The sequence below is a fragment of the Larkinella soli genome (assembly GCF_003703975.1).
GTDB classification, from domain to species: Bacteria; Bacteroidota; Bacteroidia; order Cytophagales; family Spirosomataceae; genus Larkinella; species Larkinella soli.
Genome location: NZ_QTJY01000001.1, coordinates 103,839 through 116,440, shown reverse-complemented (window position 1 = coordinate 116,440; position 12,602 = coordinate 103,839). Strand labels below are relative to the sequence as shown.

Genomic DNA, 12,602 nt, shown 5'->3' with positions numbered 1-12,602 from the left:
TTTTTGCGGTTTACCGTAACGTTCCGCCATGAAGAAACCGCGCTTCGACGATATATATATGGAACTGGCCGTCAACCTTTCCCGGCGGTCACATTGCATCAAGGCCCAGGTCGGCGCCGTCCTGACCAGGGATACCCGCATTATTTCCATCGGGTACAACGGTCCGCCGGCCGGAACTCATAACTGCGACGAGGAGTTTCCGGAAGTAGGCTGCCCGCGGGATTCCAAGGGGAGTTGCTCGCTGGCCCTTCATGCCGAGCAGAACGCCATTCTGTATGCGGCCAAGAACGGCTCCATGGTCGAAGGCGCCACCCTGTTCGTGACGCTTTCGCCCTGCATCGCCTGCGCCCGGATCATTTACAGTATGAAAATCGCCCGGGTGGTTTTTCTTCATTCCTACGCACGGTATAAAGGAATTCCACTGGATGAGGGGGTTGAATTTCTCCGGAAGTTCGGGGTGGAGGTGGTTTCCTACCAGCCCTCCGAAGGTTTTGAAGCCGCTTTTATTCAGGGAGATCCGCACCTATAGCGAATGAATATTCTGGCACATGCGTACCTGGCCGGTCCGGACGAGGGGTTGATCATCGGGAATTTTATCGCCGATTTCATCAAGGGGAATCCGGCGCACCCGAGGCATGGCCTTTCGGAGGGTGTGCTGGCCGGGGTGCGCCTGCACCGCCGGATCGATACGTTTACCGATGCCCACCCGATCATTGAAGAAATGCGGAAGGTGGTCCGGCCCCGCTGTCATAAATACGCCGGGGCGGCCATCGACGTGTTTATGGACCATTTTCTGGCCCTCCGGTTCGACACCCTCGCGGGCATTCCGCTGGAAGTTTTTGTAAACCGGTTCTACGACCTGATCGGACGAAATCAGGGCCGGCTTCCCGCCGGGGCCGTCCGCATGGCCGAGTACATGATCCGGCACGACTGGCTCACCGGGTACCGTTCCCCCGAAGGCATCGACCGTTCGCTGAAAGGGCTGGCCCGTCGAACCGCCTTTCCTTCCCATTTGGATACCGCCGTCGAGGATTTAACCGTTCACTATCGTATTTTTGAGGACGGTTTCTCGCGTTTCTTCCCCCTTCTTCAGGAGGACGTGGACCTTTTCCTGAAGGAAAATGCCTGATCCTGACGCGCTTCCTGAAATAATCTTTTACGTATATACCTAAGCGTGATGACACCCGCCATCGAACAGGTTTTGAAATCGATCCGAAAGAAGGAGTTACAGCCTCTCTACTTTCTGCACGGGGAAGAGCCTTATTATATTGAAACGATTGCGGATGAAATCGAAAAGGTGGCAGTTCCTGCTCAGGAGAAAGGGTTCAACCAGTTTATGGTTTTCGGGAAGGATACCGATGTCGGAGCGGTTCTGAATATGGCCCGCCGATATCCCTTCATGGCGGAACGACAGCTCGTGCTCGTGAAGGAAGCGCAGCAGATCAACGGATTCGGGGAAAAAGCCGCCCAATCCCTGCTGGAGGAGTATGCCAAATCACCCCTGCCGTCCACGATCCTGGTGCTTTGCCATACCGGGCCGTTCGACGAGCGGAAGGGGCTGGCCAAAGCCTTCGGGCAGAAGGGGGTGCTGATCCAGTCCAAAAAGCTGTATGACAACAAGGTGCCCGACTGGATTGGGGAGTATTGCCGGCAGCAGGGCGCGAAAATCAGCCTGAAAGCCATCCAGATGCTTTTCGATTACATCGGCAACGACCTGAAACGGCTGGCCGGGGAAATCGACAAAATCCTGATCAACCTGAAGGTTGAGGAAGAAATCAGCGCCGAAACGGTGGAGCGCCTGGTCGGTATCAGTAAGGAATACAACATTTTCGAGCTACAGAAAGCCCTGACCCAGCGGGATGTGGTAAAGGCCAACCGGATCGTGGATTATTTCAGCCGGAATCCGAAAGATAACCCATTGCCGCCCATGCTGATCCTGCTTTACCAGTTCTTTTCCAAAGTGCTGATGGTCCAGGCGTCCCGCGACCAGTCGGAAAAGAGCCTGGCGGCTACGCTCGGGGTCAACCCGTTTTTTGTGAAAGATTATCTTCAGACGGCCCGGGCCTATCCCTTATGGAAGGTGGCGGGGGCCATTCATTCCATCCGGCGGGCCGATGCGTTGTCGAAGGGAATCAATGCGCCGACCTTGTCCGAAGGGGAAATTCTGAAGCAGCTGGTCTTTGAAATCCTCCATTGACCCGGACCGGTTCAAACCAGGGCGTTTCTTTTCCAGTGCTGGGCGGCTTTCCGCAGCGATTTTTTCAATTCTTCCAGAAGGATCGGCTTCGACAGGTAATCGTCCATTCCCACGCGCAGGCATTCTTCCTGATCTTCTTTCATGGCGTTGGCGGTCATGGCAATGATCACCGGCTGCACCCCGGACTGCTGCCGGATCAGGGTCGTGGCTTCCAGCCCGTTTACTTCGGGCATCTGGACATCCATCAGAATCACCTGATAGAACTGGTGCTGCATCAGCGTCAGCACCTCCTGTCCGTTCTGGGCCAGATGGGGCTGATATCCAAGTTTGGAAAGGACGTTCAGGATGAGCTTCTGATTGGCCGGATAGTCTTCCGCCACCAGAATTTTCAGGGGATTCTCCACCGCGAAATCCTCGGACAGGAGATGCTGGACCGGTTTCGGGGCGTTGACTTTCGTATCGCCGGGCTGTTTGAGCTGTTTCTGGACCAGATCAAATAACTGCTGCTGCTTGACCGGTTTCGTCAGAATGGCCGAAAACAGGTCAGGATAGTTCTTACGGCTTTCTTCTCCAACCGAACTCAGGAGCATGATCGGCAGGTGGGGAGCCTCCTCCCGGATGACCTTCGCCAGCTGAACGCCGTTCATCTGCGGCATATGCATATCCGTAATGACCAGGTGCAGCGGAGACTCCGAAACCAGCAGCCGGAGCGCTTCATCGCCCGAGGAGGCCGTGATCGGAACCAGCTTCCATTGCTCCAGCTGGCTTTTCAGGATGGTGAGGTTGGTCTGGTTGTCGTCCACGATCAGTACGCGCTTTCCTTCGTTTCCGGCCGTATTGAACAGGACATATTGCCGGCGGGCTTCCTGGCTGACCTGACACTGGATGGAGAACGTGAATGTGGTGCCGACCCCTTCCTGACTCTCGACGGAGATGCTGCCGCCCATGAGCGAAACCAGCCGGTCGCTGATGACCAGGCCCAGACCCGTCCCGCCGTATTTCCGGGTCATGGACGAATCGACCTGGGAGAACGCTTTGAACAGCCGTTGAAGCTTGTCCTGGGGGATCCCGATCCCGGTATCGCGCACCCGGAAAACAAGTTCCAGGTCCTGATCCGTCGGCCGGCTGCCGAGGGCAATTTCTACGTAAACCTCCCCTTCACTGGTAAATTTGATGGCGTTTCCGACCAGGTTGATCAGGATCTGGCGCAGACGAAGGCTGTCGCCGATGATGTTGTTGGGAACCTGATGATCGATCTTGTAGACCAGGTCGATACCGGATTTGGCGGCCTTCCCGGCGAACAGGTCGAGGACGTCCTCGACGCAATGGCGCAGGTCGACATCGTGGTATTCCAGCTCCATGCTGCCCGATTCGATTTTCGAGAAGTCCAGGATGTCGTTGATGACCCCGAGGAGGTTGACTCCGCACTGAAGAACCGTTTCCACATATTCGCGCTGTTCTTCCGACAGTTCCGTTTCCTGGAGCAGATAGGCCATGCCGAGGACCCCGTTCATGGGAGTCCGGATTTCGTGGCTCATCATGGCCAGAAAGACGCTTTTTGCCTTGTTGGCCTTTTCGGCTTCCTCCCGGGCCTGCTGTTCCTGAACCCGCTGTTCATTCAGTTCTTCGTTCAGCGCCTGAAGGTGTTCGGCCTGCGTCTGGAGTTCCTCTTTCTGGAGGCTGATCTCCCGGGTCCGCTCGTTTACTTCCCCTTCCAGTAATCGCTGGCGGGCGTTGATTTCATTCATCCGAAACCGGTAATAACCGTATCCGATGGAGACTAGGAGCAGGAAAACCGCCGTGCGGAACCACCAGGTCATATAGAAAGGAGGAAGGATAACAATCCGTATGGATGTACTCTGGTCGTTCCAGGCGCCGTCGTTATTCGAGGCCCGGACGCGGAAGGTATAGGTGCCAGGGTCGAGGTGCGTGTAGGTAGCCACCCGTTTGTTGCCGATGTAGTTCCAGTCCGGGTCGAAGTTCTCCAACCGATAGGAATATTGCGTTTTTTCCGGCTGGGAGTAGTTCAGGGCAGCAAATTCCAGCGAAAATATGGCCTGTTCGTAGTCCAGGGTGATTTCTTTGGCTTCGGCGATGCTTTCCCGCAGCGGAGACCCTTCGTCGCCGGGGGTAACCGGTTTGTTCATCACCAGAAAGCTGGTGAGCCGGACGGGAGGGAAGGCCCCATTTTTCCGAATCCGGTCGGGGAAGAACGCATTCAGACCGTTCGTGCCGCCGAAAAACAACTGTCCGGCCCGGCTTCGGTAGGCCGCCGACCGGTTGAAGGAATTACCCTGTAACCCATCCTCGACGCTGTACGACATCACCGTTCGGGTATCGGGATTAAACCGGCAGAGGCCCTTGTTGGTACTCAGCCACAAATTCCCCTGCCCGTCTTCGGCAATCGCCTGGATGACCTCATTCGGCAAACCATCCTTTTGCCGGAATACGGTGAACTGACGGCGGTCAGTGTCGAACTGGTTCAGTCCGCCGTTGGTTCCGATCCAGAGCCGGCCACGGCTGTCCTCAAAAAGGCAGTTGACCAGGTTGTTGCTGATGCTTTTGAGGTTTCCGGGCTGGTTGCGATACCAGGTAAAGGTGCCGCTTTCCGCATGGAATCGGTTGAGGCCGCCCCCTTCGGTGCCGACCCAAAGCGTTCCTGAACGATCGAAGTACATGGACCGGACGAAGCCGTGGCTGATGCTTCCCGGGCGGTTGGGGTCCGGCATGAAATGGTAAAACTTACCGGTTTTTTTCTCGAAACGACAGATACCGGCTCCGATCGTACCGAGCCAGAGGTCCTCATTGTCATCTTCGAGAATGGTGATGATGCTCTCCTGGCATAAAAAGCCGGCATCCCCGCCCATCTTGTAATTTACAAATTCACCGGTCCCGTTTTTGAGCAGGCTCAGGCCCCCCTTGTAATTTCCGGTCCACAGATTCCGGTGCCGGTCCTCATAAACGCTCATGACGTAGTTGCTTCCGATGCTGCGGAATTGGCCGGGCTGATGGAGGAAATGGGTAAACCGGTCCTGCGTCGGCGAATATCGGTTGAGGCCGCCCCCGTCGGTGCCCAGCCACAGGTTCCCCTGATGGTCTTCGGTAATGGCAAGGATATTATTGTTACTGAGGCTGTTGGGATTGAATTTATTCTTTTGGAACAGGCTGAATTTCCGGGGTTCGTGGTCGTAGAAATTGACTCCGCCACTGTAGGTGCCGACCCACATGTTTCCCGACTTGTCCCGTTCAATGGCATAAATCGAGCCGTTGTTCAGACCGTCCGGTTTGTTTTCGTCATACGGGAAATGGGTAAAACGGCGGAGATCGGGGTGCAGGAGGCTGATGCCCCCGTTTCGGGTTCCCATCCAGATATTGCCCCGGCCGTCTTCTTCCATTACGATGACGTCGTCGTGGCACACGGAATTGCGATCTGAAGGGTGGTGACGGTACCGGATAAACGACTTTTCGTCCGGGTTGAGCAGGTTGACGCCCCCACCTTCCGTAGCGACCCACAGTCTGCCTTTGGAATCGAGGAACAGGTCGGTTACGGCGTTGTTGCTGAGCGATTGTTCGGAGGCCGGGTTGTTCAGAAAATGGCGGAAGGTCCCGGTCTGGAGGTCGAGCAGGTTGAGACCGCCCCCGTACGTACCGACCCAGATCCGCCCTTTCCGGTCCACCTTCAGGTCGGTGATGTGGTCGTTGCTCAGGCTGCCGGGGCCGTTCGTCTGGTTAAAACGGGTAAAGGTCTGGGTGGCCGGATCGAATCGGTTGAGGCCGCCCCCGTACGTTCCGATCCAGAGCCGGCCCTGGGAGTCTTCGGCAATGGCCCGGACCTGGTTGTGACTCAAACTCTTAGAGTCATTAGGTCGGTTGGTATAGTTGGTAAACCGTTCGGTTTTCCGGTCCAGGCGGCTCAGTCCACCGTCGTCCGTCCCCACCCACAGGGTGCCTTTTTTATCTTCGAAAATGGTCCGGATATAATTGTGACTCAGCGAATGGGGGTTTTCAGGGTCATTGCGGAACACGACATAGGAATAGCCGTCGAAGCGGTTCAGACCGTCCAGGGTGCCGAACCACATGAAGCCCCGGCTGTCCTGCCGGATGAAAGTAACGTTGTTCTGGGAAAGCCCTTCATTGGTGGTCAGGTGCCTGAAGCGTTCGGAACCCGTTTGCGCCCATGCCACCGGGAGGGTAAGGGCCAGAAAGAGGATCCGTAAAAAATTCCTGAAGAGAGCGTTTAGTTGTACCACAAAGTTGCCGGAAAAACTGTATCGATGTCCGGAAAACAGGTATCAAAAACCGTGCATAATTCCGATCGTTTTGAAAGAATCGGAGATTTTGGTGCATGAATTAGGGTTTTGATTCCGTTTATTTCGGATTAGGTGATAAAAATTTCTGCCGGATCCGGTTTTGCAGGGGCGTTTCGATAAACCGGTAGGACAGAAGGCTTAATCCGATGAGGACAAGGAAGAAGAGAAACAGAAACCAGGGTGCCGTGAACAGGTCGTTCGTGCCGTCGGTTTTTCGAAAGAAAAGGATGCTTAGAAACTGGAGGGGAAAATGGAGCAGGTAGGACGCATAACTCAGATGGCCCAGGATCGCCGGTTTTCGGAAATCGATCCCGGACCGTTTCTCCCAGAGGGCCAGGAAAAGGATCGTCAGCGGAAATAATATCACCTTCGTGTAGAGGGAACCGCTCACTTCCTGCAAAAATTTAAGCTTGCTGAACACCGCAGGCGGTAAACCGGGGAGGAAGGGAGCCTGAGCAAGGTCAAAAGGCAAAGGCTTGACGGTGAGGCCAATGATCCAGGCTAACAGTGTTAACACGGCCAGTTCAGGAACCGGAAGCCGCCTTTTGAACCGGTTCAAAATGGCTCTGAAAAGCCGGAACGTCAGGCCGCCCGCAAAGAAGGACAGCATGCCCTGGCCGACGCTCCACCCCAGGCGGTTATAGGCCGCAAAACCTGCCAGCGCCAGAAAGACCAGCATGACCCGAGAATCCAGCCGGGACCGGCACACGGCAAAAAAGAGCAGATATAGAAAGACTTCCACCGAAACGGACCAGACCGGGCCATTGAACGAGAAGGCCTCCTGAATGCCCCAGTTCGAGGCAAAAAAAAGGTGAAGGATAAAATGATAAAGATCGTTGGCCGGATAGATCAGGAAGCATCCCGTGCGGGAGACATAGATCAACTGAAGGATCAGGACCAGCAGGAGGGTGATAAGATGTAACGGATACAGTCTGGAAATTCGCAGGATGACAAACGTCCGGAAACTGGTTTCCCGGGACCGGATGCGATCCGCGTAAAGCCAGAAAAAGATGAATCCGGAGAGGCTGAAAAAAAAGTCGACGGCCTGATCGCCCTGTTCATAAAAAAAGCCAAAAATCCGGTAAAGGGGTTGCGCGGCCGGGCGGAAGCCGTCGGCGGTTCGGCAGGTATAGAAGAAGTGGCGCCAGTGGAAGAACACGATGGCCAGTGCCGCCAGTCCCCTCAGAATGTCCAGCGAGTAGAGATAACCGGGGAGGGGGCGGACGGCTTTTTTGGTCATAAGCAGGCAGAGAGCGGTCAGAATCAGGAAGTTCCGAAAACGGAAAAAGCCCTGACGATGCAGAGCTTTGGGTCGAATTGGTAGCGGGGACGGGAATCGAACCCGTGACCTCAGGGTTATGAATCCTGCGCTCTAACCATCTGAGCTACCCCGCCGGATTTGATGCCACAAAAGTAGGGAAAAAAATAGTATCTCCAACATACATGTTGAGTTGCGTATCAAAATTCTGCTACCTTTGCCGCATACCCTCTTTTCTTTTTCTGATATGGAGAAGTTTAAATTTATCGCGGAATATGAACTGAGAGCCTCTCCCAAAGTTCTATTTCCCTATATCAGCACTGCCTCCGGGCTCTCTCAGTGGTTTGCCAGCAAAGTCAACATCCGTCCGGATCACATCTATGATTTTTTCTGGGATAACGAAAGCCATCTGGCCCGGCAGGTCTCCATGCGGCAGAACAAGAGTGTACGATTTGAGTTTCTGAATGGGTCCGATATGCAGAGTGAGCATAACTACATCGACTTCCGGGTCGACGTCAGCGAACTGACCCAGTCCACCTTTCTCCGCATCACCGACTACTCCACCAACGCCGACGCCGACGAACTTAAATCCCTCTGGAACGGTTTAATTGACAAATTGAAAGAGATCGTGGGGAGTTGACCCGTTCCGCCGAATGAAGAAAATTGATAAGCTCGTACTGAAGTCTTTCTGGGGGCCGTTCGTACTGACGCTTTGTGTGGTGATTTTTATCTTCCTGATGCGGCTGATGATGTTCTACATCGATCAGTTCGTTTCCAAAGACATCGAGCTGACGGTTTTTGCCCGAATTATCTTCTATTTTAGTCTGATAACTATACCGGTGGCCCTGCCGCTGGCGGTCCTGCTTTCTTCGCTGATGACCTTCGGCAACCTCGGTGAATTCTTTGAACTTACGGCCCTCAAAAGCGCCGGGATTTCCCTGACCCGGGCCCTGCGCCCCATCCTGGTCGTAGCCGCGGGGATTGCCCTCTTTTCCTTCTGGTTTAATAATAAGGTGGCGCCCTGGGCCAACCTGAAAGGATATAGCCTGCTCTGGGACATCAAATCGGCCAAAGCCACGCTGAACCTGAAGGAAGGAATTTTTTACAACGACCTGCCGGGGTACAGCATCAAGGTGGATAAAAAGATGCCGGACGGGGTGACTCTGAAAGGCATGGTTATTTATAAGCACCAGGAAAGCGGCCTGGAAACCGGCAATCGGGAGATCATCCTCGCCGATTCGGGCCGGATGTTCACCACGCCCGACAAGCAGTACCTGATTTTTGAGCTGTATAACGGGAACGACTATACCGAATATACCGACAATACCAGCGGGACGGTTTCCTACGCCAGCAGCGGTCCCCAGAACAAACTGGCCAAATTCCTCCGGAATGGATTTCAGCATTATAAGCTGAGAATCAGCCTGGAGTCGTTCGGGCTGAAACGGACCGACGAACAGCAGTTCGAATATCACGAGTACATGAAGAATCTCAACGAACTGGCCTTTTTGTCCGATTCGCTGAAAAAAGAACTGAACACCTCGCGGAAGTCGGTGGCTTCGACCTCGCGCCAGTACTATAATTACCAGTTCAAGGCGCCGGCGGTTCCGGCCGTCAAACCCGTGAAGGAAGGCCAATGGATCGATTCGCTCCTGGCTAAACGCACCGATGCCCGCAACCGGACCGAACTGGCCGATGCCGCGCTGGCCCAGGCCCGGAATATGCTTTCCTATGCGGAATCCAATGACACCTATCTGAAGGAAAAGGAGAAAACCGTTTTCCGGTATGAGCTGGAGAGTCACCATAAATTTACCCAGGCCATTTCCTGTTTCATCATGTTCCTGATCGGGGCACCGCTCGGGGCCATCATCAAGAAAGGCGGCTTCGGTGTGCCCGTGCTGGTCTCGATCCTTTTCTTCATCCTCCTGTACGTCCTGACGCTGACCGGGGACAAGTACGCCAAAGACGGTTTGGTGTGGGTACCCGTCGGGGCGTGGTTGGCCAACGTGCTGCTGCTGCCCATCGGTCTATATCTGATGAAACAGGCCCGGAACGACTCCCGGCTGTTCGATAAGGACGTCTATATCATCTGGTGGGACCGGATGAAAAAACGCTTCGAAAAACGCCGTTCCGAGCGCCGGGAGACCGCCATGGTGTGAAATATTCCCGCCCCTGTTTTCCTTTCGTAAGAATAAATATCGTATTTTTGCGCTTAATTCAAATTTTTCAACTATTATTAGCTGTCTGACGATGTATTTAAATACCGAGAAAAAGCAAGAAATCTTTGCTGCCCAGGGTTTTAAGAAAGCTCCGGATGATTCTGGGTCGGCCGAATCTCAGATTGCACTGTTCACGTACCGGATCAACCACCTGACAGAGCATCTGAAAAAACACAAGCATGATTACGGTACCCGCCTGGGCCTGCTGAAACTGGTAGGAAAGCGCCGGCGGCTGCTGGATTATCTGATGAAGAAAGATATTTCCCGTTACCGGGCCATTATTGCGGATCTGAATCTGCGGAAGTAATCGAAATTTGCGAAATCAGGGAACCCCGTCAAACAGGTTCCCTGATTTTATGTTGGTGTCTGTAACCATCAGGAACGGACGATCTACTGGAAAGCGGTCGGCGAGAATAAAAAAATGCGGTTTAGCAAGTAAGAAGAAAGCTGTTGTGTGTTTTAAAAAGTATTATGTCACAAATCATCTCCCAATCCATTGAACTCCCTGACGGACGTACGATTACGATAGAATCCGGAAAACTGGCCCGCCAGGCTGACGGTTCGGTTGTAGTTCGTCTGGGCGATACGATGTTGCTCGCAACGGTCGTATCCAGCAAAGAAGCCAAGGAAGGCGTCGATTTTCTGCCCTTATCCGTTGATTATCAGGAAAAATTTGCGGCCGCCGGCCGGATTCCCGGGAGCTTTCAGCGCCGGGAAGGCAGGTTGTCCGATCACGAAGTCCTGATCAGCCGCCTGGTCGACCGGGTGCTGCGTCCGATTTTCCCGGAAGATTACCATGCGGATACGCAGGTGATGATCTCCCTGATTTCGGCCGACAGCGAGGTGCTTCCGGATGCGCTGGCCGCACTGGCCGCTTCCTCGGCCCTGGCAGTGTCCGATATTCCGTTCAACGGCCCGATCTCCGAAGTCCGCGTGGCCAAAATCGACGGCGAATATAAAGTCAATCCGAAGACCTCCGAACTGGAACGGGCGACCCTGGACCTGATCGTCGGTGCGACGGAAAAAGATATCTGTATGGTAGAGGGCGAAATGAGCGAATGCTCCGAACAGGAGGTCGTCGAAGCCCTTAAAGTGGCGCATGAAGTGATCAAAATCCAATGCCGCGTTCAGAAAGAACTGGAAGCGGCCGCGGGCAAACAACAGAAGCGCATCTACAGCCACGAAAATCACGACGAAGAACTGCGCCGGCTGGTGCGTCAGCAGACCTACGACAAGGTGTATGCCGTCGCCATGCAGGCCAACCAGAACAAGAAGGTACGCAGCGAATCGTTCAAGGCCGTATTCGAGGAATTCAAGGCATCCCTGTTCCCGGAAGGAACGGAAGCGGATCCGCTGAAACTATCCCTGGCGAAAACCTATTTTCACGACGTTCAGTGGGAAGCCTCCCGCCGGCTGGTTCTCGATGAACGGTACCGGCTCGACGGCCGGAAGCTCGACCAGATCCGTCCGATCAACTGCGATGTGGATTACCTGCCTTCGGCTCACGGATCGGCGGTATTTACCCGGGGAGAAACGCAATCCCTTACGACGGTGACGCTCGGCACGAAGATGGACGAACAGATCGTCGATCAGGCCATGTACCAGGGCTATTCCAAATTTCTGCTGCACTACAACTTCCCCGGCTTTTCGACGGGTGAGGTAAAACCGAACCGGGGTCCGGGTCGTCGGGAAATCGGACACGGTAACCTGGCTCACCGCTCCCTGAAAAAGGTCATGCCGGTCGATGCGGAGAACCCGTATACGATCCGGGTGGTTTCGGATATTCTGGAATCCAACGGCTCCTCGTCGATGGCAACCGTCTGTGCCGGTGCGCTGGCCCTGATGGATGCCGGAGTAAAAATCAAGGCTCCCGTCGCCGGGATTGCCATGGGACTGATCACGGACAATGCCGGCAAATACGCCGTTCTGTCCGACATCCTGGGTGATGAAGATCACCTCGGAGACATGGACTTCAAAGTGACCGGGACCGAGAAAGGGATTACGGCCTGCCAGATGGACATCAAGGTCGACGGCCTTTCCTACGAGGTGCTGGCCGAAGCGCTGGATCAGGCCCGGGCGGGTCGTCTGCATATCCTGAACGAAATGAAGAAGGCCCTGGAAGCTCCGCGTCCGGATCTCAAACCGCACGCTCCGCGGGCCGTTACCATCAAGATCGACCGCGAATTCATCGGCGCCGTGATCGGGCCGGGCGGGAAGGTCGTTCAGGAAATCCAGAAAGAGTCCGGTACGACGATCGTCATCGAAGAGAAGGACAATGCCGGTTTCGTCAACATTTTCTCTACCAATCAGGAAGGGATGGACAAGGCGGTTTCCCGGGTTCGCGGGATCGTGGCGGTTCCGGAAGTCGGTGAAATTTATGACGGCAAGGTCAAGACCATCATGCCGTTTGGAGCGTTCGTCGAATTCCTCCCGGGAAAAGACGGTTTATTGCACATTTCCGAGATCAAGTGGGAGCGGCTGGAAACCATGGACGGGGTCTTGGAAGTAGGCGAGGAAGTCCGGGTAAAATTGATCGATGTGGACAAAAAAACCGGAAAATACCGCCTTTCGAGGAAGGTGATGCTGCCGAAACCGGTGAACAAAAATCCGGCCTGATTTGT

Annotated in this window: 9 protein-coding genes and 1 tRNA gene; 7 read left to right on the top strand and 3 right to left on the bottom strand. The window is 54.6% G+C overall.

Annotation, left to right across the window (positions count from 1 at the left end):
• Positions 1–28 precede the first annotated feature (28 nt).
• Genes DX909_RS02330 through holA form a run of 3 tightly spaced genes read left to right on the top strand, consistent with a single transcriptional unit; the run spans position 29 to position 2,197 of the window.
• On the top strand, positions 29–529 hold the full coding sequence (locus DX909_RS02330; protein WP_128543442.1) for a deoxycytidylate deaminase: 501 nt from the start codon (positions 29–31) through the stop codon (positions 527–529).
• Between the two features lie 3 nt (positions 530–532).
• A complete protein-coding gene (locus DX909_RS02325) occupies positions 533–1,129 on the top strand; it encodes an acyl carrier protein phosphodiesterase (protein WP_128543441.1) in 597 nt (198 codons plus the stop codon).
• A 48-nt stretch (positions 1,130–1,177) separates the two neighbouring features.
• Entirely contained in the window at positions 1,178–2,197 is a 1,020-nt protein-coding gene (holA, locus tag DX909_RS02320) for a DNA polymerase III subunit delta (RefSeq protein ID WP_128543440.1), read from the top strand.
• Between the two features lie 11 nt (positions 2,198–2,208).
• On the opposite strand, the gene DX909_RS02315 is transcribed toward holA, so the two are convergent.
• The 3 genes from DX909_RS02315 to DX909_RS02305 all read right to left on the bottom strand — a co-directional run bounded on the left by DX909_RS02315 (position 2,209) and on the right by DX909_RS02305 (position 7,902).
• Entirely contained in the window at positions 2,209–6,381 is a 4,173-nt protein-coding gene (locus DX909_RS02315) for a hybrid sensor histidine kinase/response regulator (RefSeq protein WP_229310917.1), read from the bottom strand.
• A 184-nt stretch (positions 6,382–6,565) separates the two neighbouring features.
• The gene (locus DX909_RS02310) at positions 6,566–7,747 is read right to left on the bottom strand and encodes an acyltransferase family protein (protein ID WP_128543438.1); all 1,182 of its coding nucleotides are present in this window, start codon (positions 7,745–7,747) and stop codon (positions 6,566–6,568) included.
• Positions 7,748–7,825: 78 nt separating this feature from the next.
• Positions 7,826–7,902, bottom strand: a tRNA-Met gene (locus tag DX909_RS02305).
• Positions 7,903–8,012: 110 nt separating this feature from the next.
• On the opposite strand from DX909_RS02305, the gene DX909_RS02300 reads away from it, so the two are divergent.
• The 4 genes from DX909_RS02300 (at position 8,013) to pnp (ending at position 12,597) form a co-directional block, all read left to right on the top strand.
• Positions 8,013–8,405, top strand: a complete 393-nt coding sequence (locus DX909_RS02300) for an START-like domain-containing protein (protein WP_128543437.1) — start codon at positions 8,013–8,015, stop codon at positions 8,403–8,405.
• A 13-nt stretch (positions 8,406–8,418) separates the two neighbouring features.
• Positions 8,419–9,921 (top strand): LptF/LptG family permease, encoded by a 1,503-nt coding sequence (locus DX909_RS02295; RefSeq protein ID WP_128543436.1) that lies wholly within the window; start codon positions 8,419–8,421, stop codon positions 9,919–9,921.
• Positions 9,922–10,012: 91 nt separating this feature from the next.
• Complete coding sequence (gene rpsO, locus DX909_RS02290) at positions 10,013–10,288, top strand: 30S ribosomal protein S15 (protein WP_128543435.1); 276 nt, start codon at positions 10,013–10,015, stop codon at positions 10,286–10,288.
• Between the two features lie 164 nt (positions 10,289–10,452).
• On the top strand, positions 10,453–12,597 hold the full coding sequence (gene pnp, locus DX909_RS02285; protein WP_128543434.1) for a polyribonucleotide nucleotidyltransferase: 2,145 nt from the start codon (positions 10,453–10,455) through the stop codon (positions 12,595–12,597).
• Positions 12,598–12,602: the final 5 nt, after the last annotated feature.